Raw genomic sequence first — 23,730 nt, 5'->3', positions numbered from 1 at the left:
CAAAAAAAGCTGCGTTATTCTGTAACTACCTTAAACTTATTACTCATTCTTGGAAGGAGGAACTCTTCCTAAACCTGATTTTCATGACTGGGTTGCGGCTGAAAGGCCATGGATGTTTTATTTCAAACTTATCAGTCAAGTGTTATACGCATAAGGCTACGCTAGTAGCTTTCTTATCGTGATTGAAAAACGATAGCTAATTGTTCAGCCAACTCCCGCAAATCCGTTATCGCTTGTCCCGTCGTTTCGTACCCCTCTTTCATTTTGGGAGTATCCCCTGACTCCATTCCTTCCATCTCAAGACTCATTCCCTGCCGGTAACGCAATAAAATGCCTTCATAATATTCCTTCAGCTTCATTAGTTCTGGATGATCAGGCTGATACTCATTATGCATCTTGTTCCAGAGAAACAAAATATCCTTTTTCGCCTCCTCCATCATTTCACTAGCTTCATGCCATTCATCATGCGCTTCCATTTCTTGAAGAGCAGCCTCTAGTTCTCCCATCATTTCCTCAGCAGATGCAGCTGACTTCAGGACAGCCTGAATAAAATCTTGGTCTTGCTTACTTATTGGTCCTTTTAGCGGCTCAATCTGCATCTTATTGATTTTTCCTTTCGTCATTTCCTGATTCTTCATCGATTCGTTGCCGCAACCTGATAGAAATAAAACAATAGATAAAAGGAGTATGCTCCAATTTAGTGGCTTCATTTATTACCCTGCTCCTAAAAATCGCAACATTTCGTCCTGAATTAAGAGCAGGACACCTCCCTTCTATAGCCAATAAATTTTATTAAATCTCCATAATAGTCTACAACTTTTTACTCCATATCTCTTCAACACTTTCCCGTCTAATGTTGTTAGATTACATTGCTTCTTTTCTGGATACATTGCAGTTACCCATCCAATATACTTTTCACCATTCTTTTTCTTATACTCAATTAAATCTCTATGTCTAAATCCTTCAGCTTCATCAACTTTTGCTTTACTTTTCCTTCTCATTAGTTTAATGATCCATTCTTTTACATTCACCTCGCCTACTTTCAATCCGCAAATCACAACAGCATCATTACTATGTGACTTCTCAATATCCCAATCAATTCTTTTATTTGCCGTATCTCCACCTGTTGTTAATTCCAATTCAGTAATCTTACTTAACTCACTTCTCATATAAGACTTCCCTTGCATAACGTGTTGCGCATAATCAAACCTTACATTCTTACCACCAATCATTTTTTGATATTTTTCAATAAACAGTTCTTCTTTTCCCTCTGTTTTATCATGACAATCAGAACAAAGGGTAATTAAGTTTGATATAGTGTCACTTCCTCTCAGTCTTCTAGGAATAATGTGATGAACTTCTAGCATACAGTTAATTTTTCCGCATTCCATACACTTATTACCATCTCGTATAATAACTGCTTTTCTCAAATTTTCATCCAGTCTATTAGATTTTTGATATTGCCAACGATATAGTTTCTTACCTTCTGTTAATGCACGAATATCAATAGTAACATCTTCAAGTACAATTTTGTCAACCGAACACCATTTATTTAGTTTATTTATGACTCTCAAAACACTATCTTTCTTTTGTTTGATACTTGGTGCAATTCTACCTTCACGCATACTACTTGATCTATTATTGAATCTTACAGGTCGATATTTTTTGTGTTGCCTGCGATATTTTCTGTATCCTCTACGTACATCCATTAAATGTTTTACGTCTTGGCGAAGCTCGATTTGTCCTTTAAATACAATTTTATTCTTGTTTTTACACTGTTGTACTATAGCGATTCCTACATGTTTTGATCCATCATCGATCCCACAAACGTACTGCGATTCATCTTCTTCGTCAGGATTAATTTCTTTCTTTAATTGAATAATCATAGGATATTTACTAACTAACTCTGCTCTACTTTTGCGAATTAAATACCAACCTTTATTTACTTTTGTTGGTGACAATTGTTTCCCATTGCTATCTAACACAAAACAATATTCAGTCATTTCTGACCAGCCTCATTTCTGGAATTTTTCGTCTTGCCCAAGTCGAAGTGAGGACGTGTATTTTCGGTGTTTAGCTTCCATAACCTAGGTAGCGGTCTTCCTCAATACTCACAGATCAACGGACTGACGATTACATCCGAGGGTGTGTCTTCACCTTACACTTCAACATAGTTCATCATGCTAAAATGGTTTCCCATCTCTACACTCACTAAGGCTTGAGAACACCAAACAGTCATCATAATAATCTAAAGGTTACGATTTGTTATGAAATTTAGTAACTGATTGAAGTTCCTTATACTCTTTAAACTCCTTTTCTTCTATTCTATGAATATAGGGAGGAAATTTAGAAACCATTTATGAAATTTCATGCAGCTTGGGATAAAAAAAAGGATGTACTATGTTAAATCTACATGGTAACATCCCTTTTCTGAAATTATGTTCCCCAACGTAAAGCAATAGACCCCCAGGTTAATCCCCCGCCAAAGCCCACAAGCACAAGGAGGTCCCCATCCTTGATTTTGCCTAAGTTCACTTCTTCTGCCAGCGACAACGGAATTGTTGCACCCGATGTATTACCATATTTATCAACGGTGATGGAAATCTTATCGGCAGGAATCCCCAGCTTCTCTCGTGCATTATCAATGATTCTCGTATTAGCTTGATGAGGAATTAGAAAATCAATGTCTTCGATCGAAAAGCCGGCTTTATCCATGACGTTCATAATCGTTTGCGGCATTTGACGTACGGCAAATTTATATACTTCGCGTCCATTCATTTCCAAATAATCTTGGATAACGAGCTGATTGGCTCCACTTCCATCAGCCCCCATGTCAAATGACAGGATGCCTCGATCACTAGACACAGGCCCCATCACTACAGCTCCCGCTCCATCACCAAATAGTACGGCCGTATTGCGATCTTTCCAATTCAGCTTTTTCGACATCTTTTCTGCACCAACCACCAATACACGTTGATTAGCACCAGTCTCAATGAATTGCTTGGCCAAAATCATAGCGTACACAAATCCGGAACAGGCGGCACTGACATCCATGGCTCCGACTGTTCTAGCTTTAATCTTTTCCTGAACCAGACAGGCCACAGAAGGAAATACATGATAATCCGGGGTACTGGTTGCCACAATGATCAGATCGATTTCATCGACACCGATTCCCGCATGTTCGATAGCGGCCAAAGCGGCCCTGGATGCTAAATCTGACGTATTCATGTCATCAGCTGCAATACGTCTTTCTTTTATTCCTGTGCGTGAGACGATCCAATCATGACTAGTATCCAATATTTCCTCTAAATCATGATTCGTTACCACTCGTTCGGGCACATAATGACCTATTCCTAATATTCCAGCTCGCTTCATTTATCTTCCCTTCCCACTATTTAATTCAAGTCGTACTCCCATCGATGTTGTTTCTTTTCTAACTCAGGAAAAGGGTACGGCCGTATTCTTCTTATCAATGAATAATCGGAGTTTTTGGATCCAAGCTTCAAATGCAGGATAGGAAGCAAGAACAGGAGTATCATAACCAGAACGGACCATATTCCTTTGTCTGGCCATTCTTCCCCTCCTCATCGATTGTACAAGTTTTCACTTCATTATCCACTTTTTCCCTAGACGAGTCAATGCTCTGCCAGAACTAAAAAGGCGTCTCCATCAGTTTGGGGACGGGACACCTTTTCATGAACATCATCTGGCTGAATTATAAAACCAATTCATCAATCGTTTCAACCAAGTAGCCAATCTCTGGCTTGGTTACTTGGGCATTCGCTCCAATCGTCTCCCCTTTATGCCGAAGATCATCCGAAATCAGCGAGGAAAATATGACAACTGGCAGTTTTTTGAGCACTTGATGTTCCTTGATCCGCTTCGTCAGATGAAGCCCGTCCATCTGTGGCATTTCAATATCCGTTATCAACAATTGAACTTGCTCAAAAGCCTTCTCCCGATGCTGCTGAACCAGATTCTCCAGGTAATCCCAAGCTTGCTTGCCATTGTGGAAAAACTGAAGCTGATGATATCCCGCACGCGTCAGGGTTTCTTCGAGCATTTTACGAAGCAATGGCGAATCTTCGGCGACTATGATATTTTTATCCTTTCGCTCTCTCTGACTAATATCTTTGATCGAATTTACGTTTAATCCTCCCTCTGGATTTACTTCCACTAAGATTTTCTCAAAGTCTAGCAGCAGAACCATGCCATCCTGCATTTTCACAATTCCAATTAACAATCCTTCTACACCTTGGAAGAAGTCAGCTGGTTTTTCAATTTGTTCCCATGAAATCCGATGAATTCGCGATACGGTTTCTACGTGAAAAACAACTTTTATCTTATTCATTTCCGAGACAATAAACTTCCCCCAGCTCCCCTGATTGGGAACCGACAAGTCTAAAACAGCGGACAAATCAATAACCGGCATCACTTCATTACGAATCTCAATAATCCCTTCAACAAACGGATGAGAATTAGGAACTTTCGATACAGGAATAGGCTCCATAATCTCTCTAACCTTCATAACATTAATGGCAAACCGGGAATCATGAATGCCAAATTCAATAATTTCCAGTTCATTTGTTCCACTTTCCAATAAAATATTACGATTTTGATTATTAGACATCATCATTATTACCCCTATCTCTATTTTTACGTACTCTCCGTTTACTTACCTCTATCATATCTTATCCGATACATTTCGTGGGAATGATATTCTAACAATTTTACGTCAGGCGGTAAACAAAAAAACCCATCCCATGAGTAAATTCTCAAAGAAAGGGGCTTTCTGCTTTTCATGAAAAATCAAATTCTTAGTCGATTGCAACAAGTACAATGACAAGAAGAACATAGAGAACAAGCACAGTAGTAAAATTTTGTTTACAGCTCATCGTTCTTCCCTCCTTCTCCTACCTCATATGATTAGTCTATGAAATAAGAAGTACATCGGATTAGGAAGAAGTCTAATTTCAGAAAAAAGGGCTTGTATATAAGAAAGCTACTAGCGTAGCCTTATGCGTATAATACTTTCTGATAAGTGTATAAAAAGAGGTTGAATCCATTGATGAATTCAACCTTAAAAACTCTCAACGCTAAACGTTATCATTTAGCTTACTTTTATTATAGGAGATTCATTCACTATGGGCACTACAAACTATTTTCCAATTGACTCGACACGAATTTCCTATTTACCACTATGTAACCCAAAATCCTACTGCAAACAGAAGAAGTACACTCAACGCTGCTCCTACTTTCATCCGTGTTGACCATGCGAGCGGCTTCCCCATTTGCTGCACTCCTTTCTACGGCATTTCCAGGACACGTTTTGCTCCATAGTACGGATAATGTTCCAAAAACCAGGTTGCATCATCGACGACAACAGCCTCCGAAGCAGAATGAACAATTTTGTTATTGCCTATGTAAATGCTTACGTGTGTAATTTTACCCAATTCATACGAATCAAAGAATAATAGATCACCCACTTGTAAATCTTCTTGTTCAACCGAAGTTCCAACTAAAAATTGTTCTTCAGAAGTCCGGGGTAGCTTCACCCCGAGCTGTTCCATCACATACTTCGTAAAGCCGCTGCAGTCGAAACCTTCAGGGCTTGTCCCGCCAAATTGGTAAGGTATGCCGATCAGCGATGAGACCACATTTTGCAAACGAGATTCTGATAATTCAGCCGAACGGGATGCCTTTACGTTTGATTCGATGGGTTGAAGAAAAGGAGTAGCGACATAACCGATAGAACCATCCAACTGTATCTTAGACCAAAATTCATCTGATTCTAATAACTGTACCACCATTCCCTGTGTAAGGATGCGAATGACTTTTGCCTTTAAATCATTGCTTTCTCGCATATTCAAAAAGTCTGCGGAGATCATTACTTCGGGCCGTTTAAAGACAACAGGGTTCTGACTTATTAGGGTTGGCTGATTAACTTGTGTGGGCGCTTCACTAGAGATCCTTAGCTTTTGACCAATTTTTAATTGATCAGACGAAGTTTGATTCCTCTGTTTAATCATGTCCATACTCACTCCATATCGCTTAGAAAGGCTATAGAGCGTTTCTCCTTTGGCCACCATATGCACCGTTTCCTCTGCTTGAACGGCAGGTATCAATAATAAGGAGGTTAGTAGTAATCCTGCTATCTTCTTCATCTTGTTGCCTCCCAAGCTACTAATCTTTCAATCTCTCTTTCTAGTATAGCTAATAATCGACAGAAAAGTAAAAATTTTTATGTAAAATTGTTATAAATTGCTTCTTTATTCCTATTATACCATGATATTTCGACCTATCCTCTGAACATTAAGTGAAACGAAAAAAACGAGTCCCTCTTGGAACCCACTTTTCCTCATTTTATTTGCTTCCAAGCTAAAAAAGTCACACTTTATATTCAACATGATTTATCTTCATCTTTCCAAAACTCTGCGAATTCCTGCGCCTCATTCCGAACAGGAAAAAAAGGAACCTTCGGACTATAGATCAACGAGTCAGCAGGCGTATCAAATACGGATGCACTCGTAATCACCTCTGCATCGCCAATTAAAAATAAGGATGCACTACCGACGCCTCCCACTTTAACATTCCCCACTTGGATTTTCTTATTTCGAATACGTACATTCATTCAACATCCTCCTTTCGCTGACTGCTGATGCTCTACGTCGAATCAACATTCCCTTACCAACACTTGTTGTACCCATCAGGGCCTCCTTCACTTCCTAATCTATGATTTAGAGTCCGTAGGCGTTTGCCTTTTTTTCCTGGAATCGTGATGAACATCCAGAACATTTCAACATACTATGAAATCAAGGATTAGAAAAAAGGATGTCGTTGCTATGCCCGCCATTGTTGGAACTGTAAATGTCAATCACATTAGCGGAGTGTTTAACATTGGAGATGTCCACACCATTTCCCCAAAAAACTTGGCGAAGACATTTGCTGGCGGCGGATCTTTTAATTCCGGCGATCGACTCAACATAAAAAACGCTCCAAGCATCATCAATGTTTATGATTCTGATACCTATGAGCAAACGATCCTGTCAAACCCGACTCCCAATGCCTAAGGAAAAGGAAGGAGATTAGGATATGAACTTTTTTATTCAACAAGAAATTACAATTAATACCATCAAAATAGAAGGGATATCCAATTCCTCTGTTTTCCAAATCGGCAGTGCCGGACTCATTAAACCCGTTTCCAACCTCTACAATACCGGCGGGTTCAAAGAACCTGCTCCAACAGTCAGTCCCATTCCTTTCATTCCCTTGACGGAACCGCAAGCCTAATTTTCACTTTCCAGGAAAGGAATGTTACGGAAAGGATGATGAATTTGTACTATCAATCCGAGTGGATTCAATATGTCCAGCAGCTCCAGTCCTATATGCAAGCTCAAAGTATGAAAATGGAAGAAATGAACCGCATGATCCAACAACTCATCGGAGAGATTAACGATTTAAAGAAAACAGGCTCACCCCCTCCCGTCATCCGCAACGAATACAAATTCGATTTGCTCAAAGTCGAAAAGCTAGAAGGAACATTAAACATTGGAATCAGTCCGAATGGAAAAGATTCTTCCATTGATGAGTTAGATGTCGATCAAGTAGTGGATGTCCCGGAAATGTGGCAGCAGCAACCGGAAATGGATCAAAGAATTCAACAGCAAATACATCAGTACTTAGATGTAGATGCCTACCAGACCTTAAAGTATATAGAACAGGAGAATCAATACCCTCTGGATGAGCCCTACCGGAAATTTATTGTAGAAGACGTAAAAAAACAAATTCACCCGCGTATTCAGCATTATATGAAAAAGGTTTCACTTGATAGGGCGGATTCTGAACGGATCACTCAAGCTGAAAAGGCCATTGTTCAAAAAGTCAAAAAAGATATAGACAAAACCTTTGAAGCTTTTATTAAAAATCTGCCACGAAAGGAGAAAGCTCCGAAGTGAAATACATGGTCATCAATGGCCCGCTTTCCGTAGAAAAGGTTGAAATCACCTATTTGTCTACTTCCTCTATTTTTCTGGTTGGCGAACTAACACATGTGGCTCTCACCAGTGCTTTCGATACCCCACCTGAAAAAGTAATTGTAGGAGTATCTCTCCCGTTGGCGGAGTAACTAGGTGCATCTATGGAGAAAAGAACATCTTCCATTCAACATGTAAAACTCGTAACACTTTCTACTACCGCCGTATTTGAAATTGGTGACTCGAAGGAAATCTCCCCGGTTTCCAAAGCCATCGCGATCCAACGAGAAAAGGCGATCTTCCTTGTGGATGAGCTCCACTTTCTGGATTTCAATATTTTCTCTATGCCGATCCCACAACCCTTGGCCTATGAGTCCGTTGACATGGTTCGAATCAATGAATCTCCTCATATTCAAGTAGGCAGTATTGAACTTTTTAGTGTAAGTTCTTCCTCTGTGGTCCATTTGGGATCAAGTGAATCTATTCAGACTGATTCGCGCATCAAACATATCCGACACCTTTTTGAAAGAAAGCAGAAAATCCCCCTCAGAGGAGCTGAATGACTCTACTTATTCCATCAGGGAGGTAATTCCCTTGCCGTCTATCATAGGTGGTATTAACATTAACAGCAATTCAGGAACCGTGAACTTCGGAGATACGCTAAACATTTCCCCAATCAGCTCTTCCAAATCCGTGTCAGGGCAGGGAGGAGGAAATACGGGGAACCTTGTGAATACCATCAATGGAGCGAACTTAAATAATACAATAGATCCTGACCTGATTGATGAACCGATTACCGGAAATGTCTAAACAGGAGTGTGGTCAACCAATATTTTGGTTATCACACTCCTGTTATTTTCGTTAAGTGTTTACAGGGGTCTCTGAACAGCTGAAATCGACCGCCAATTTCCATATTCGTATCTAAACCTGCAGGGAATTCATAATATAATGGACCTACAGACATAAGCGAAAATAAAGGCTCTTACATCCTGGCCATATCTACCATGTAAGAGCCTAAATTTAATTTTCACACATTAGTCTTGATTTCGATTCATACCATTTTCCGCTTTAACAATCTGCTCCCACAGCCAAGATCACGAGAAGAATAAACAGAACCAGGATAATCAAAAACTCATCATCATTAAACAATCCACCAGCGAATGAACTCATACGTGAAATCTCCCCTTTCGTTTGTTCCATATATCCTATGAAGTCAAACGCCTATCCGTATAGTCATTCGCCTAGAAAAATGAAAATGGGCATATACACAAGAATGTCAGTTGTTAAAAAATCCTGGAACTAAAATTGTTGATTTCTCTGGGTTTGTAGATGCAGGTGATAAAATCTTAAAAAAGAAAGTCTGGAACCGGTAAAAATAAGTTGTAAAAAAAGTCGGAAACTAACAAATGTCTATTCCTTCACTGTAGGCATCTCAGGCAAAGGGAATTTTCCACCTTTATTTAAAAAACAATTAAATTCATGGGAAAATCCTCGAATTTCAAAACTATATTACCATATTTCAATCAGTTAGCGTTCGAAGGAACATCATTTCTTCATTTATACCTCCCTTTAATTTCCCAAAACGGATAGCCATATGCTAACTATATAAAAACTTTACCTTATTATTTACATTCACCCCTCCCCAAGTTTTGGAGAGGAACCATCATTTTTTCTCGACAAGTTTTGTGACAAACAACTTGTCATGGTTTTCAAGTATTTTAATTAACTCTTGTTGTACTACTGGACTATAATTGGTTGGTATGCCTGCTTTTTTCAACAGCTTCCAACCCTTTAATTGTCCACAACTACTTAATAATTGATTTGCAGCCCAATGAAGTCGTCGGATTTGGAATTGTTCTGTTGTCTCAACATGTTGGTCCATATTTTTTTTAGTAAGAGGTAATTTATTGATATGTTTTTTTATAATAGCTTTCTTTCCAAGTCGGAGCCCTATGGTTCCTATGGTTATTCTTACAGGTTTTTCTTCAATTAACATCAAACCTAATATCTTCTTTAGTGAATCGACTATTTCTTTATCTCTAAGTTTCCAATCTATCCGGCTATCTACTCTTTCTCCACACTTTGTATTAGGAGGGAGAATCATATATAGCCAAGGTTTATCATTTTTGTATAACCACATGAAATCTCTTGAATTTAGGTTTCTTATCGCTTGCTTTGTTGGAGTTTTCAAGTTTTCTAAAGATCTAAGCATTGATCTTCTACGAGCTATTTTGAGATGTGCAGAAGGAATATAACCATTAATTAATAATTTTTGCTTTTCTAGATCCACATGACTAAAAGAAACAATATTTTGGATATTTGTTTGTTCTGTTTGTTGTATTAGGGAGTCTACAGTTTCTCCTAAGAAAGCAAGTAATAAAATATGTCTCAAAGGATGACACGATACTCTTGGTTTCCTTAACAATTTGTGTAACCATGAGTGATTACTATCTAAATCTACAATGCTATATAGATGTTGTAATAAATCTTTAGAATAAAATTCACTAAAAGATCTGATTAATTGTTTGAATCGTATCCTCCCATTGGAGTCTGCAAAACCCTTTTTTTGTAATAAGGTATTATAATAATCCTTAATGCTGTCCAAACCAACGGAGTTAAAATTATTATTCAGGAGTGACTTAGTTTGCGCAGATATAAGCACATAAAGATCCCAGTTTTTGGTTATTACTGCATCTAATACGGTATCCACTTGATGTGATGGTATTGTTTTAATTGCTATATCTATAGGAACATACTTAAACTGATGTTCGTGTCTAGAATATACGACGGTAGAATATAATAAAACATTATTATGTTTGGGACAAATAAGTACGCCCGGAAGTTGGTTACTGATATGCCAATATCCACTTCCATACTGTTCTTCGTCCTCAATGTAGCATGCTTTACAATACTTTAAAAATCTTGGAGTTTTGATGCCGCTTGCCATGATCCCAATCCGCATATGAATCCCATTACCAAAATGCCCTTTCATACTATCTCTTATTTTCTCTACTCTCTCAAATGGCAGGAACGGAGAAAAGTAAGGGAATATAGTATGATTATCGATTAAATAGTCCGCATTAATGACTTTGTCAGGTATGTTTCTACATAAGTCATCTAAATGACTAGGAAGATCAAGAACAGAGGTAATCCTATCTGTACCAAACAAATCAATAAGTGTTTCTTTTGGGGACAAATTACCTGACATTAAATGGTATCTTGCAAAGGCACTGTATAGCAATTCATCTTTATATATATTTGGAAAAAAAGCAAGCATATGATGTTTACTCCTTTGTCATTAAGATCATTACTTTCTCCTCCAAGGCGTCTCTGTATATTTGCATTAATCCAACAGCAAACTTCTTTATTATTTATGTTATCTAAAAATTTCCGCATTTATCCCATTTACCTGATGCAGTAAATTTCTCTGATAGTAAACTCCAATACTTACCATTTTTTTTAATTTATATCATCAGTTCCTTTCCTAAGGGACTCCTTACTTAATTTTTTCCTAACCTGATAATCTTCTTTATTCTCTTCATACTGTTCTATAACGGCAATAGATAGAGGTAGTTTTTCTGGGCGTCTCGCCAATCTAGATCTTTGAAATGACTCTAGTGACTTCTTAATTCGTTCTTTTGAAATTCTAATTGTAATATTTTGCTTATATAAAGATAATGCCTTTTCTTTTATGTGCTCCGATAGTTCTTTATCAACTAAATCCCAATTTAATGCATGTGGGGAAACCGGTGGCAAAACTTCATCCATCCAATCCCTGTCAACTTTAAGCATAAATCGATACGTAGAATATCCAATTAGTTTTCTTAGGTGTGATCTTTTTAGATTGTTTACTGTAGACATAATTGAGACAATCTTATTCCTACAAGCATTTACCCTTTCTTCTTGGTAATCTATGGCGGTAACCGCTATTTCATCCAATAGAAGCTCATTTTCGAATTTAGGCAAATTAAGTAAGACGTATTTTTTCACAGTATTTCTATTAACCCCTAGCTTTCTAGCCGTTCCTCTATAACTTTTATACTGGCTATACGTTTCCAATATTGCTTGAACTTGTTGATGAGAATAGTGATTTGAGCTATAAGGACTATCAATTTCCCCCACAAGCAATGGTAAGTATTTCTTTACAATTTCTCGAGTCAACTTTAATTCAGTGGCTGTTTTATTTATTGAACACGTTCTTTCATACGTTGATACAATTAAATCATTCCACAAATGTCCATGATCTACTACAGAAACATTTATCTTTTCCGCTATATCCTGAGAATCCCAACTTCGGACATAAGTAAAACCGCAAGCTAAACAGCAAAAGGTACCTGTAATCCGATCTTTTCTACTGACTTTACGAATACATGACTTAATCGATAATTTCTTGTAACTCAAACAATATTTATTTTCACAGATCCAAGGACCGGTACCAAAAGGAATGATTGATGATACATTGGGTAATGATTTATTAATAAAACATTCAAACGAACTACAAATAAATCTAGATATCAGCAGAAGCAATGCAACATTGGGTACCTCTTTTTTAAAATTGATTTGATACCAAATGCGATTTTTAACACGAAGATAATCTTCTGTCATTCCCAATTTGTCTAATACTTCTGTTGAAAAAAAGTTAATAAAATCATCTACAAAAGCTCTTGGCTGGAATAGTTCCCCTAACAAAGTAATGTATTGTTTGGAATATAGCCAGGAAAGATATTTTACCTTTAGATAATCATGTGTTAGGCTTCTAGCTTTACTCAATAAAAAGCTTGTATCCTCCAACAGAGCTTCCTGAATAAAATGATTTTCTTCATGTAGGCTACTTACTTTGAAGTCAAGTAAGTTGTGTCCATTGCTACAACAAGGCTGCCCCAGGAATGTAAATCTCTTTTGTTCTGCTAGTGGAGTTTCACATATAGGACAATTAGATAAAAGAATTTTCTTATGCTTATAGCAAACAAAGATGTATTTACATTGATGAAGTCGATGAATATACACTTCACCCAAATTGTTATAGTCTTCTCTTATACAATCTAGACAGTACCTTATTTCATCAGAAACAATATGTTTAATATAATTTTTGGCATTAATACTTTTGTTCAAATCAGGATGAGAAACCAAATCTCTATAAACTTTATCCATTAAATGTTCGTTTAAAAACGGTTTAAGCAATGGAAATAACGTATGATTATATATAATGTCATCTGATGTCACATTCCCCGGGATACGCTCAGTTATTTCATTTAAATTTCTTGGCAGCGTTGTGTTACCTTTATACCCAAGGACCTCTTTTTTTGTTCTCTCATGACTAATATGTAGGCTTCTTACATGATATCGGTAAATTATGCTCCTAAAGTCTTCCTCAAGATAAGGTGTTGGAAAGAATGCCAATTTATTTTCTATTTGCGTATTCACAGTAACTTATGACCCCACTTATAACTTATTTCCTCCAGACGGTAGTTCTTTTTCCTGATTAAAAGATTAACTTTGAAAGTTCCTCTTCATCTAATGTATTTCCTTTTTCAACAAGTTTTTCATATATTTCATCCGAGTTTTGTTTTGTTCTATTTGCTACAGCCTGTCTGAGGTCCTCTTCTTCTAAGTATGTGCTTTGTTTCTTGTTCCTCTTTTTCTCCGGTTTAACTTCTGATTCTAACGGATTCTTAATATCCGATATGCCATTAGTTGTTAATACAATCTTCACAACTTCCTGTCTAAGCGCAACTAGATCTCTTTGACTTTCGTTATGAGCAATAACAGAACTTGCTATTTGTTCCGCAAGCTCTGATGTTGCACCAAAATCAATAGCCGTTTTGACGAGTTCTATATACCTATCTTGATCCTGTGAAACCTTTTCATCACGATAAATATGATGTCTAACTTCCCCTTCCATTTCAACTTTCTCAATTGATTTTTGTAGATATTCATCTAACACATCCCAGTTAGGTTTAAGATCATCAACCAGAGATAGACCCTCTGGATTATTAAGCTTTAATGCTTTTAAGAGCGGTTGTACCAATTGCATATATCTTTTCGCTACGGACTTTAATAATGTAGATGTAATTTTTTCATTACTGTCAATAGCTTCCCATTGTGCTAACATATAAAGCTTAACAGCAATATCTATAATTCCTTGAGATAATTCATACATGGTTTTTCTAATTGAGTCGTTTAAGTCAGTTTTTTTACTTGTCCATTGGTACCTCCATAGTCTTTGGATAAAGTATGCCCACTCCTCTCCCTCATCAAGTCTATCTATTATAAAATCTCCTTGACCTGTACATCTTCTAGCTTGACTAAAAGACCCGGATAACACCTTCAAAGCCTTAAACGTGCCAATGACTACCACTGGGACTCCTATCGTGTTAATAAGCTGAGTAAAATAGTTTAGTACCTTCTCAGCACCACCACTCTTCAAAGTGCTCAAATTTTGAATTTCATCAATAACCAGTAGACCAAGAGCGTGAAGAGTAGCGATTTGGGCCATGATTGGAATCAACATATCTACGGTGATACCTTTAGAAACAAACTTTTGAAAATAGTTTGTCCCTAAATGTGCATCAATCTCTTGTAAAAAATTAATACATAGACCTTTTATTGATCCATCAAATGGACAATTCAACTTCATCCACACGATTTGTTTTTGTACAAAAAAATTCCCTTTATATGCTTTATGTTGGATTACTTGGGGATAAAGCAAAAGTGAAGATTCGATCGCTGTGGTTTTCCCTTGCCCACTCACACCAACAATAGCAAGACCAGCGGCCGTTGAGCGAACACCTGCCAGATTATGACCTTCTTCATTTACATCTGCATCCAAAATTTCTTTAAAACCGATATGATATTGTCTAATATACTCTGGACTAAAAGGATTCCTCGCCTTATAGCCATGTCGGATAAGTCGGGATAAGCGCTGCTCTACAAGCAGATGATTTGGCAAAGGCTCAACATAGTCACTAATTTGCTGTACTAAATGCATCCGTACCTGTTTACCCAGTTTTCTTTGCTCTTCATGATAATCGGGATATTTTTTTATTTTCATTGCAACGTACTCTTCTTCAAATATTGGCGGTAAGGCCTCAATATAAGGATTATCTTTATACCCATCAATGACTTGTGGAGTATATTGGGCCTCTACTTGCTTCCCTCGTAAACTTGGAGTATATCGGTATAACTGTTGCATATCGATTTTTTTAACCATTATCTACCACACCTTTGTTTATCTTCTGCAACAAACTAAATTTGGATTTTGGAATGTAAATTTCCGACATTTCATTTGATTGTTCGTTTGTATCCAAGCTTTCAATCGTTTCTTGTTCTTTGTCCAACTCAAAGTATTGTTCTTTTCGGTTCTTATTGCGTTCATGCTTCTTATTTTTCTTAATATTCGCCTTTCGCTGTTCTTTGGTCATCGTTACATCTATTTCTTGCTCAGCCTTTTTTACTTCTTTATTTACAATAGCATCTAGTTTCGCATGTAACTCCACTTCTGATTGCAACTCAGTCGATAAGTACAAACTACTCCGAATTGACTCCTCATGTTGCTTTTCCTTAATTTCCTCCAGACTCAAATTACGGTAGCGGGAAGATTTCTCAAGTAAGGGGCATTTAATAAACCTTTTCCCATTGTCAATTTTTATGTATATATGATTCATACATCGCCTGTCATAAGCTATGGACACTCTGATTGACTTTCCTCGGATAAACCATCCCTGTTGGACTAAGGTATCACTACCGTAATACATCCCTTGAAAGTAGATTCCCTCATGATTTGCAGTTACCTTAGCTTCAGGTAGTACATTTAAACGCACAATATCTAAAGGAATTTCTTTTAGGTAGTGATCATGAGCTATCCCCCACATCCACAAATCTTTCGGAATGGGATTTACTTTGTCAATAGATAGCGCTTTATCTAAAGGATAGTGATGCATGAAATGATAATTATTTTTATGTAATACCATCTCAATCAACATACTGGTAAACCCCTTTAGGGTAAGCTTTGCATCAAGTACATAATCCGGCCCCCCCCTCTTCAGATATTCTTTTTTAACAGCCCCTGGCATCCATGGTTGTAGTGTGAGATTTACCGTCCTAAATTTTTGTTCTACTATACCTTTTAGATCTGGCCGATAAGGTGGAGTATTTTTAATTTTTATACCTAATGCATTGGCTAAAGAGTCTGCGTTCTTGCTTTCCATTTCTCCTCGATCTGCATAGAAATATTCAGGTAAATAATGACATGGCCATTCCTCTTCTTTAATTCGAATACCGTACTCTTCACAAAACTGTACTTTATCAGCTGCGGTATTCTCGATAGCCATCATCATCCCTTGCCAGGAAGGTCCTTCAAGTCCGACATAAATCCCCACAACCATATGGCTCCATACATCTACGACCATATATACTACCGGTCTTCCAATAATTTGGTTGGGATCATCTGAACTAACCAAGTATACATCTGCCACCGTAGCATCAACCTCAAATATTTGTCCCGGTCCAGCTGCACGACGGGTTTCAGAACCTAACACTGGTCTCATGTCTCTTTCAAAGTTGACCTCACCTTCCCTAGAAATTATTGTTTTTCTCGGATTTTGCTTTGTCCGAAGGTAATATCGAAACTGGGCAATACTCGGCAATTTATAATCAGGTGGGATAATTGGAATCTCCACTCCATTCTTAATAGTAGTTTCTATCTGAAAATACTGAGATAGCATTTTGATATAAGCAAATTTTACTGAATCTCTTCTTCGGTTGTTATAAAATTCTTTAATCGCTGCATCAAATATGTTCCGAATAGGCTTTGTTACATTAACTCCTGAGTACTCTTCATGTATCTCGATGGTTTTCCTAGGTCTACCCATTTTTTTCTCCGGGTTCTTTCTTTTCCCTTGGCCCCCGCATTTTCTAAATCGTGGAAGTAACGCGTTAACTTTCTTCCCGCCCATCCAATAATATCTCAAATACTTATAAAGGAATTTTTTTCCAATATTGTATGATGTACAGATCAACTTAATATGTTCAAATCTTTCTTTTGGATCAAAGATATTCGGTTCTAATTCAACAATATCCTTAATATAGGACCAAGCGTTATCCCTTATCTTGATTTCATTTGGAGTTAATTTTTCATCAGGAACCATAAATCTGTCGTAAGGATCAAAGTCCAACTTACGAGATTTAAATTCAGACAAATCCCTTTCTAGATCATCAATCTTTTTAAATACAGGTAAGGCATTTTTGTCAATAATGGATATTGTAACCACTGCATTATTCACTCTTGAAATCCAAAGAACCCTCTCACAGCTGATCAACTTTGCATTTTCGTCTCTATATTCAATTATGTTATTGACAAATAAATTCATACTTATCAACCCCTTTTTTTATATTCTCTCAACACCCAAACTTTCTAATGAAGTGTTTATAGGTTTTAACATATCTACTCTCCATCTCCGATTAGCGATAAGATGTTTTAATACAAACATACATGTCCCCAAGGGTAATTCTAGTCTTCGATCTTGATCTACAGTAATCTTTGCACATGCCTTCTCTTCGGTTTGTAGTGCACTTAATAATTGAGGTTCAACTTCATCTATAAGCTGTTCCGTAAGGTGAGGCATTCCATATAGAGTCTTAGCTGAATGTAACCACCTTATGTTCTTAACTAAGTTGTAGTTGATTTCCTTTTCCGTTATTAGCTTCCACTTAACTCCGTTATCTTCAAAAAATCTTCGTTCGACTTCTAACTTCTCTACCACTCGTTTTGTCAATTTGTTAGAGGGTTTAATCGAGTGTGCTTGAAATTCAATACCTTCTTTACTTTTAACAGTTATGAGCATGTCGGTTGTCATGACTACTGGATGTTGTGATTTTGGATCCCGAGGATGCTTGATCCCTAATGTTTCAGCAATAAACAACGTTTTTTCCAATGGAAGAAGAGGAAACTGCTCACGAACATCAATCACATTTTCTGCCCATTCCATTTGGAGGAAGTGGGCCAATTCATAATGTTCTGATAAAAAATGATGTATTCTACCACTCTTCCAACCTAAGATACGAGTTACTACTCCTAGCGATGCCACATCGTGAATTGTTAGCCAAGGTTTATATTCAGAGAACTGCCCCTTTCCACGACCTTCCTTAATTCTCCTTTCGATGCTTTTATTAGTTACGGTATATCTCCTTTTTGCCAAATATTGTTCCTCCTTTATAGAACAGAGTTCTAGAGTATCTATTCTCATTTAAACTCTTAATTTTAATTTTACTCGTCGTCAAAGAGTTCAATTTTATATTTAGGTTTAAGCAATTTAACCTCCTGTTTGTATGTTTTGTCTTACTTGTAATCTATATCGTACAGTATAGGCAAAAAAATGCAATTTGTAAACATTCTTTTTCAAATATTTTTCTCCTTGATTTTCTATACCCATCTATGTAAAGATTTTAACTATGGACAATTGTATTAGTGAGGAGGGGAAAAATGGGTAATCGATTAGGGTCTTTTTTGCAGACACTTCGTGGTAATAGATCCCTTAGAGAAATAGCAAAAAAAAGTGGATTAAGTCATTCATACATCCGCGATCTAGAACTTGGTTACAGACAAACAACCAAAAAAAAGATTCAACCATCTCCGGATTCATTAAAACGCCTTGCCGATGCATATGATTATCCATATGAGGAGTTATTAAAAATGGCCGGATTTATATCTAGTAATACTATTGAAAATTTAAGTCATAGCTCAGATAGTAGTGCTGAGTTATTTCAAAATACTCATGATTTATTAGATGTTCTTAAACAGGACGGCCCGCTATTTGTGGGTAATTATTCATTGACAACAAATGATAAAAAAAAAGTTAAAGAATTTCTAGAACTCTTTTTTTTAAAGTATTAACAATCTAAATTTCTTTTTGATCAGATAAAAATATCAATTTAAAACGGTTAATTCACTTACTTGACGTTTTTTGATAGTTGTGCTGCTCTCAAAAAAAATGTCATATTAAATTTTGATAGTTTCCTAACTCTAGGTAATCCATGAATCAAAACATATCCCAAAATCAAATTAATAATTTTGATGTAATAACTTTTTTGGAATTGTTTTTTGAAGTAATAACGATCAAAATATCACAAAAAACTATAAAAAACGGCTAGGTCTACAGAGAGACCGCTGAAAAAGTCCACTTTTATAAAATTGAAAAATGATAAAAGAAAAACGAACCTCTAGAACCGCTTCTAAGGCTCGTTTTTCGTACAGGGAGACATTTTTGTACCTCCTAAAAAAGCTCATTTTTCAAAAAGGACTACTTTTTCAGCGACCTCGTCTGCAGTCTTGCCGTTTTTTATAGTCTTATTGGTCTGAAAGATAAAATTTTCTAAATAAAACTGATTTTGATAGAGTGACCTTTCTGACAATCCCTTGATCAAAACATATCAAAAAAGTAACTTACAAAATTTGATTTGGAAGTGTCACAAAAAATCATATAGATTAGATGTTCTCCCATCTTTCATTCGACAAGACTATAACCGTAAAAATCTTCGGTCGATCTAAATGTCTTACAAAATGGGGTCGATTACTAGAGCTGATTGTTCCCTTTCCAATATTCACAAAATAAACATGTCGTAAATAAAGGTACAGCTCTCGATTCATAACTGATTCATCACAAATTATACAAAGCCCCGAAAAATTTTATATTCTTATTTAACATAATTCATTATAAGTTTCACCGGATCACTGGAAGGTTGAGTTATGTTTAGGAACTTATTACCATGGCTAGAGATTATGAGTAATCATGATTTTGGTATATACCACCATCTTATATCGATGTTCTACAAGTATAACTGTGTTCATAGGAATATAATATTACATCAAGAGGAGGAATAATCATGAAGGTAACAGTAAGTGGTAAAACAATAAGGAATAGTAAGCCATTTGAGGTTATTGACAGTATTGGAAGAAACCTCCCTAAAATTTCATTGATTATTCCAATAGGCACTTTTCTTTCCTCTCAATTAACATCCGGCCTCGCTTATTACTTTGATGCTCCTCAGGAAACAATTTCCCTTATAAATGAAGTAGGTACAACTAATGTTTCAGCAAGTATTGTAATTAGTCTGGCCTGTCTATCTATCTCTGGTTTCATAAAATTACTTAAATCCTTTTCCTAATGTCATTGCTGAAGAAATTTAATTTCAAGTAATGTTCAAATTGTCACCGATCCATCTTATCGACCTCGGCAATCCCGGAACGCCTTAACCTTTCATATCTCATCTTTTTTTGAATCAGAACACCCGCTGAAACCACTCCTAGCCAAAGACCGGATAGGATGCCTGAATTACCAAATGAGTTAGTGTAATAAAAGGCTATGAAAAATACACCTATAACACTTAGTCCTAGCAAATCAGATACAGGATCCTGTTTATTTGTCCTACGTCTGGCAATTCTTCTCTACTCTACCAAACATGTAGCTTTTCCGGGGCTCCTGTTTATCTCTGTCCTTTAGCTAAATAAAAAAGGACTGCCGGATGCAGTCCAACTTATCGAACAATTGATCCCCGTCGTATTCCTGTAGTTCGTTATTTTCAGCTTTGAAAAAAAAGGAGCGCCTCAGAATGATAGGGTTACGCAACGGGTCAAAAGCCCTTAAAAACCTATCATTTAAGAGGACGCTCTACTATGAAAGTTTAAAGCCCAGAAGAGACAAAATCAACTAATAGAAAGAATTACCGATCAACATCTTGTTGTAGGTATCGACATTGCTCAAGAAGCACACGTGGCACGTGCTGTTAACTTTCGAGGCATTGTACTCGGTGCACCTCTATCATTTCCAAATAACGAAAATGGGTTTCATGCTCTTTTACAGTGGATCCTGCACTTGCAATCGTCATACAACCTAACCCAAACTGTGGTCGGTATGGAGCCAACTGGCCATTATTGGCACAATGTATCTCGATGGTTATCGAATCGAAACTGTGAAGTTGTTTTACTTAATCCTCATCTTGTAAAAAAGAACAAGGAAAACAGGGACAACACACCGTCCAAAAGTGACATCAAAGATACCCTTGTCATAGCAGATATGGTAAAAAACGGGTACTACGCTTTTGTACGCTCCACATCTGAAGAATTTGAGGAACTTCTAGTTCTCATGGCCAACCGTGACTTTATTGTCAAACGTCTGGTCAGTTCCATCAATCAAATCAACCGTTGGGTAGATATTGTTTTCCCTGAACTGCGGCAAGTATTTAAGAATATTACATGTGTGGGTTCACTGGCAACACTGCGTCTCTTTCCTACTCCGGCCGAATTACGTGAGCTGATGCCCCAGGACATTATTTCTCAGTGGAAAACGATACCAAGATGGTTACCCGACCGAACCCTTTAATAGCATTATGGTCAAGTAACCGAATCGTTAAACACTGCGAATATCGCTTTTTTCAACGGTTACACTTCCAATCAACAACACATTTTGCAGCTAAGGAGGGTTTCTGTTGTCAGCTAGCATCGAAAGACGCGGCAAAGAATCTTGGCGTATAGTTGTAAACTCGGGGTATTCACTAAACACCCCAAAAATAAATCGTCAATCAGAGTTATTGCTGTCCCTGACTCTATCATAATAATACTGTCTCAATGTAAAGATTATCAAGAGAGGCAACGACTTGAAATAGGTGGCCTATGGGAAGATTATGATAGGTTGTTTACTCAATGGATGGGAAACCTATGCACCCAGGCACGGTGAATAGCTGGTTCCAAAAGTTCCTAAAAGCAAATGACCTTCCACGAAAAAGATTTCACAGTTTAAGACACACCAGTGCTACTCTTTTAATTGCTCATAATGTCAACCTAAAGACTGTCTCAGAACGATTGGGTCATGCAAGAATTGAGACTACGTTAAACGTTTATAGCCATGCATTAAAGAAAGCAGATTATGACGCAGCAGATAAGTTGGATGAAGTTTTGTTCTCAAGAACATCTTCTTCTTCTACTGATCCACTCTCTTTAACATAGACCTTACCTTTTTGAACGAGGTGTTTTTATGCCAAGCTGGCTAAAAGACTTAATTAAGTTTTATAAGGAAAGACTTCTATATCGATTAACCTTAACATTCATCATCTTTTATTCAGGACTAGGTTTATTGTCTGTAACGCTAGAACCCGAACAAATAGACACATTCTTTAACTTACTTGCTGGTCTATCTCTTACCTATTTTCTTTTGTATGGTTTTATAAAAGTCAGTTGGTTGTTCTATCACCATTTTCTTAGTGAGATCATTGATATATTTAGCGATATATCTCTTGAGTTGATTCCACGGCCTAGAACCATAAAAGAAATTGACCAAATGAGTGGAATCGAGTTTGAAAAATTTCTTATAGATTTCTTCCGGGATAAAGGATACTTAGTGACATCCACCCCCGTTACCGGAGATTTTGGAGCCGATTTAATCCTAGAACATCATCAAGTAAAAATTGCTGTACAAGCCAAGCGTTACTCTCATTCAGTAGGAATAGAAGCTGTTTATCAGGCTATTTCTGGAATGAATTATAATAGCTGTGACTCCGCCATGGTCATTACTAATAGTCGTTTTACCCCTCATGCAAAAGCATTAGCTATATGGGCGAGCGTTGAGCTATGGGATAGAAATCGACTAGTCGAAGAACTAAACCAATTCAATTATTGATTTGATGTAATGTAATGCTGTTGATGATCAGTTTATCTGCATTAAAAAAATGGTATGTGAGGGGTATAATGAATGACTTAGATCGAAAGAATCATAAATCCTTTGAAGAAACAAAAATAGAAATCCTTGATATCAAGAAGTGTATTAAGATTGATTTAGACCATCATTCAAGGAAACTCGGCAATCTTGAAATGCGTATCAATAGACTTGAAAAATTATCTGAAGAGGAAAGACAACAGGATAGGTCAAGATAATATTCCATTAACTTGTCTGTGGTATCTTATATTGAAAACATATGATGTTATTTCTCTTATCTTGGTCAACGGATCTTTTGTTGACCTTTTTCCTTATTTATTATTTAGCATCCAGAACAACTGGTTCAAATATATAATCAAATACCCTTTTTATCCTCTTTTTTGGGTTTTTTCATTACTCTTATGAGTTTTATTTTTGCTTAACAACTTAAGATGGAGTTATAGGGATTTTAGGGGCACTTAAGCAGAGGTTTGCTACTCACCATTAAAAATATTATGGAAAGCGACACAACAGGAAGGATTTTGTCAATTAATATCGAAATCAACCTGTATCAAATCCCTTAAATTGGAGGTATATTCCTATGACTTCTAAAATGCTACATCTCTTTATCGATGGTTCGGCTAAAGAGAATTTCATCGGAGCAGGACTCATCATCGTAGAGTCCCATCAAGCATCGCCAATCACTCAATCTTTTCACATGAAGCTCAACCACCCAGCTACTTCCACCATCGCTGAATTTTTTGCCTTACGTAAAGCTCTCGAGTGGATACAAGAGCATCAACCCGAAAATGATATTATGATCTTCTCAGATAGTCAGGATGTTACTTCGACACCAACTCATCCAATGACTCCTCCTGATGTACTCCAACTGCTTCATCAACTTCAAACTTCGTTTCCACACCAAATCCATATCGAACAAGCGAGGAATCAACATCAACCTTATATAGATAAAGCACATCATGCTAGTCGAAAATACAGGGCGATCATGCCCAAGGGACCCTGGAGTACTACGAGATCCACTATTCCAGCCCTTGGTTCTCACGCTTGGATTT

General features: G+C 37.0%; 24 protein-coding genes and 1 pseudogene. 13 read left to right on the top strand and 12 right to left on the bottom strand.

Features of this window, described 5'->3' with window-relative positions; genetic code table 11:
- Nucleotides 1-173 precede the first annotated feature (173 nt).
- The 7 genes from ACGLXV_RS24735 to ACGLXV_RS24705 all read right to left on the bottom strand — a co-directional run bounded on the left by ACGLXV_RS24735 (nt 174) and on the right by ACGLXV_RS24705 (nt 6,631).
- Complete coding sequence (locus tag ACGLXV_RS24735) at nt 174-710, bottom strand: hypothetical protein (RefSeq protein WP_391560732.1); 537 nt, start codon at nt 708-710, stop codon at nt 174-176.
- A gap of 63 nt (nt 711-773) precedes the next feature.
- Nucleotides 774-2,003, bottom strand: coding sequence for an RNA-guided endonuclease IscB (gene iscB, locus ACGLXV_RS24730; protein ID WP_391560731.1), 1,230 nt, complete (start codon nt 2,001-2,003; stop codon nt 774-776).
- 433 nt (nt 2,004-2,436) lie between these two features.
- Complete coding sequence (locus ACGLXV_RS24725) at nt 2,437-3,375, bottom strand: beta-ketoacyl-ACP synthase III (RefSeq protein WP_391560730.1); 939 nt, start codon at nt 3,373-3,375, stop codon at nt 2,437-2,439.
- Nucleotides 3,376-3,438: 63 nt separating this feature from the next.
- Nucleotides 3,439-3,573 (bottom strand): hypothetical protein, encoded by a 135-nt coding sequence (locus ACGLXV_RS24720; protein ID WP_391560729.1) that lies wholly within the window; start codon nt 3,571-3,573, stop codon nt 3,439-3,441.
- 142 nt (nt 3,574-3,715) lie between these two features.
- Nucleotides 3,716-4,630: a chemotaxis protein gene (locus ACGLXV_RS24715; protein ID WP_391560734.1), complete on the bottom strand. Its 915-nt coding sequence runs from the start codon at nt 4,628-4,630 to the stop codon at nt 3,716-3,718.
- Between the two features lie 676 nt (nt 4,631-5,306).
- Nucleotides 5,307-6,164 (bottom strand): C40 family peptidase, encoded by an 858-nt coding sequence (locus ACGLXV_RS24710; protein WP_391560728.1) that lies wholly within the window; start codon nt 6,162-6,164, stop codon nt 5,307-5,309.
- A gap of 236 nt (nt 6,165-6,400) precedes the next feature.
- Entirely contained in the window at nt 6,401-6,631 is a 231-nt protein-coding gene (locus ACGLXV_RS24705; protein WP_391560727.1) for a spore gernimation protein GerPD, read from the bottom strand.
- 211 nt (nt 6,632-6,842) lie between these two features.
- On the opposite strand from ACGLXV_RS24705, the gene ACGLXV_RS24700 reads away from it, so the two are divergent.
- Genes ACGLXV_RS24700 through ACGLXV_RS24675 form a run of 6 tightly spaced genes read left to right on the top strand, consistent with a single transcriptional unit; the run spans nt 6,843 to nt 8,783 of the window.
- Nucleotides 6,843-7,070 (top strand): spore germination protein, encoded by a 228-nt coding sequence (locus ACGLXV_RS24700; protein ID WP_391560725.1) that lies wholly within the window; start codon nt 6,843-6,845, stop codon nt 7,068-7,070.
- A gap of 22 nt (nt 7,071-7,092) precedes the next feature.
- Nucleotides 7,093-7,290, top strand: coding sequence for a spore germination protein GerPB (locus ACGLXV_RS24695; protein WP_391560724.1), 198 nt, complete (start codon nt 7,093-7,095; stop codon nt 7,288-7,290).
- A gap of 44 nt (nt 7,291-7,334) precedes the next feature.
- On the top strand, nt 7,335-7,955 hold the full coding sequence (gene gerPC / locus ACGLXV_RS24690; protein ID WP_391560723.1) for a spore germination protein GerPC: 621 nt from the start codon (nt 7,335-7,337) through the stop codon (nt 7,953-7,955).
- Between the two features lie 5 nt (nt 7,956-7,960).
- Nucleotides 7,961-8,125: a spore gernimation protein GerPD gene (locus ACGLXV_RS24685; protein WP_391560733.1), complete on the top strand. Its 165-nt coding sequence runs from the start codon at nt 7,961-7,963 to the stop codon at nt 8,123-8,125.
- 12 nt (nt 8,126-8,137) lie between these two features.
- Nucleotides 8,138-8,536 carry a spore germination protein GerPE gene (locus tag ACGLXV_RS24680; RefSeq protein WP_391560722.1) on the top strand — a complete coding sequence of 133 codons (399 nt, stop codon included), beginning with the start codon at nt 8,138-8,140 and terminating at the stop codon, nt 8,534-8,536.
- Between the two features lie 31 nt (nt 8,537-8,567).
- Nucleotides 8,568-8,783 carry a spore germination protein gene (locus ACGLXV_RS24675; protein WP_391560721.1) on the top strand — a complete coding sequence of 72 codons (216 nt, stop codon included), beginning with the start codon at nt 8,568-8,570 and terminating at the stop codon, nt 8,781-8,783.
- 853 nt (nt 8,784-9,636) lie between these two features.
- Here the strand turns inward: ACGLXV_RS24675 and ACGLXV_RS24670 are convergent.
- From ACGLXV_RS24670 to ACGLXV_RS24650, 5 genes are all read right to left on the bottom strand, one after another.
- Nucleotides 9,637-11,250, bottom strand: a complete 1,614-nt coding sequence (locus tag ACGLXV_RS24670; protein WP_391560720.1) for a TnsD family Tn7-like transposition protein — start codon at nt 11,248-11,250, stop codon at nt 9,637-9,639.
- A 182-nt stretch (nt 11,251-11,432) separates the two neighbouring features.
- Nucleotides 11,433-13,397: a TnsD family Tn7-like transposition protein gene (locus tag ACGLXV_RS24665; protein WP_391560719.1), complete on the bottom strand. Its 1,965-nt coding sequence runs from the start codon at nt 13,395-13,397 to the stop codon at nt 11,433-11,435.
- 58 nt (nt 13,398-13,455) lie between these two features.
- On the bottom strand, nt 13,456-15,183 hold the full coding sequence (locus ACGLXV_RS24660; RefSeq protein ID WP_391560718.1) for an ATP-binding protein: 1,728 nt from the start codon (nt 15,181-15,183) through the stop codon (nt 13,456-13,458).
- The gene (locus ACGLXV_RS24655) at nt 15,176-17,341 is read right to left on the bottom strand and encodes an integrase catalytic domain-containing protein (RefSeq protein WP_391560717.1); all 2,166 of its coding nucleotides are present in this window, start codon (nt 17,339-17,341) and stop codon (nt 15,176-15,178) included. Before ACGLXV_RS24655 ends, ACGLXV_RS24660 begins: the two co-directional genes overlap by 8 nt.
- 18 nt (nt 17,342-17,359) lie before the next feature.
- The gene (locus tag ACGLXV_RS24650; RefSeq protein WP_391560716.1) at nt 17,360-18,169 is read right to left on the bottom strand and encodes a TnsA endonuclease N-terminal domain-containing protein; all 810 of its coding nucleotides are present in this window, start codon (nt 18,167-18,169) and stop codon (nt 17,360-17,362) included.
- A 284-nt stretch (nt 18,170-18,453) separates the two neighbouring features.
- Between ACGLXV_RS24650 and ACGLXV_RS24645 the strand changes: the two genes are divergently transcribed.
- The 7 genes and pseudogenes from ACGLXV_RS24645 to ACGLXV_RS24615 all read left to right on the top strand — a co-directional run.
- Nucleotides 18,454-18,864: a helix-turn-helix domain-containing protein gene (locus tag ACGLXV_RS24645; protein WP_391560715.1), complete on the top strand. Its 411-nt coding sequence runs from the start codon at nt 18,454-18,456 to the stop codon at nt 18,862-18,864.
- A gap of 989 nt (nt 18,865-19,853) precedes the next feature.
- Nucleotides 19,854-20,135 (top strand): hypothetical protein, encoded by a 282-nt coding sequence (locus ACGLXV_RS24640; protein ID WP_391560714.1) that lies wholly within the window; start codon nt 19,854-19,856, stop codon nt 20,133-20,135.
- Between the two features lie 545 nt (nt 20,136-20,680).
- Nucleotides 20,681-21,334 (top strand): annotated as a pseudogene (locus tag ACGLXV_RS24635) (IS110 family transposase); the annotation flags it as partial.
- Between the two features lie 335 nt (nt 21,335-21,669).
- Entirely contained in the window at nt 21,670-21,972 is a 303-nt protein-coding gene (locus tag ACGLXV_RS24630; RefSeq protein WP_391560713.1) for a site-specific integrase, read from the top strand.
- Nucleotides 21,973-22,000: 28 nt separating this feature from the next.
- Complete coding sequence (locus ACGLXV_RS24625; RefSeq protein ID WP_391560712.1) at nt 22,001-22,642, top strand: restriction endonuclease; 642 nt, start codon at nt 22,001-22,003, stop codon at nt 22,640-22,642.
- Between the two features lie 68 nt (nt 22,643-22,710).
- Nucleotides 22,711-22,896, top strand: a complete 186-nt coding sequence (locus ACGLXV_RS24620; protein WP_391560711.1) for a hypothetical protein — start codon at nt 22,711-22,713, stop codon at nt 22,894-22,896.
- Between the two features lie 374 nt (nt 22,897-23,270).
- A partial coding sequence (locus ACGLXV_RS24615; RefSeq protein ID WP_391560710.1) for a reverse transcriptase-like protein occupies nt 23,271-23,730 on the top strand: 460 nt, incomplete at its 3' end.

It is taken from the genome of Robertmurraya sp., assembly GCF_036676585.1.
Classification (GTDB): domain Bacteria; phylum Bacillota; class Bacilli; order Bacillales; family Cytobacillaceae; genus Robertmurraya_A.
Note: the sequence above shows the minus strand (reverse complement) of the source record. Positions and strands in the feature narration are given on the sequence as shown.

Coding starts and splice junctions, on each gene's coding strand:
- ACGLXV_RS24735 (WP_391560732.1), bottom strand. CDS start 710: ATGAAGCCACTAAATTGGAGCATACTCCTTTTATCTATTGTTTTATTT.
- iscB (WP_391560731.1), bottom strand. CDS start 2,003: ATGACTGAATATTGTTTTGTGTTAGATAGCAATGGGAAACAATTGTCA.
- ACGLXV_RS24725 (WP_391560730.1), bottom strand. CDS start 3,375: ATGAAGCGAGCTGGAATATTAGGAATAGGTCATTATGTGCCCGAACGA.
- ACGLXV_RS24720 (WP_391560729.1), bottom strand. CDS start 3,573: ATGGCCAGACAAAGGAATATGGTCCGTTCTGGTTATGATACTCCTGTT.
- ACGLXV_RS24715 (WP_391560734.1), bottom strand. CDS start 4,630: ATGTCTAATAATCAAAATCGTAATATTTTATTGGAAAGTGGAACAAAT.
- ACGLXV_RS24710 (WP_391560728.1), bottom strand. CDS start 6,164: ATGAAGAAGATAGCAGGATTACTACTAACCTCCTTATTATTGATACCT.
- ACGLXV_RS24705 (WP_391560727.1), bottom strand. CDS start 6,631: ATGAATGTACGTATTCGAAATAAGAAAATCCAAGTGGGGAATGTTAAA.
- ACGLXV_RS24700 (WP_391560725.1), top strand. CDS start 6,843: ATGCCCGCCATTGTTGGAACTGTAAATGTCAATCACATTAGCGGAGTG.
- ACGLXV_RS24695 (WP_391560724.1), top strand. CDS start 7,093: ATGAACTTTTTTATTCAACAAGAAATTACAATTAATACCATCAAAATA.
- ACGLXV_RS24685 (WP_391560733.1), top strand. CDS start 7,961: ATGGTCATCAATGGCCCGCTTTCCGTAGAAAAGGTTGAAATCACCTAT.
- ACGLXV_RS24680 (WP_391560722.1), top strand. CDS start 8,138: ATGGAGAAAAGAACATCTTCCATTCAACATGTAAAACTCGTAACACTT.
- ACGLXV_RS24670 (WP_391560720.1), bottom strand. CDS start 11,250: ATGCTTGCTTTTTTTCCAAATATATATAAAGATGAATTGCTATACAGT.
- ACGLXV_RS24660 (WP_391560718.1), bottom strand. CDS start 15,183: ATGGTTAAAAAAATCGATATGCAACAGTTATACCGATATACTCCAAGT.
- ACGLXV_RS24655 (WP_391560717.1), bottom strand. CDS start 17,341: ATGAATTTATTTGTCAATAACATAATTGAATATAGAGACGAAAATGCA.
- ACGLXV_RS24645 (WP_391560715.1), top strand. CDS start 18,454: ATGGGTAATCGATTAGGGTCTTTTTTGCAGACACTTCGTGGTAATAGA.
- ACGLXV_RS24640 (WP_391560714.1), top strand. CDS start 19,854: ATGAAGGTAACAGTAAGTGGTAAAACAATAAGGAATAGTAAGCCATTT.
- ACGLXV_RS24630 (WP_391560713.1), top strand. CDS start 21,670: ATGGATGGGAAACCTATGCACCCAGGCACGGTGAATAGCTGGTTCCAA.
- ACGLXV_RS24625 (WP_391560712.1), top strand. CDS start 22,001: ATGCCAAGCTGGCTAAAAGACTTAATTAAGTTTTATAAGGAAAGACTT.
- ACGLXV_RS24620 (WP_391560711.1), top strand. CDS start 22,711: ATGAATGACTTAGATCGAAAGAATCATAAATCCTTTGAAGAAACAAAA.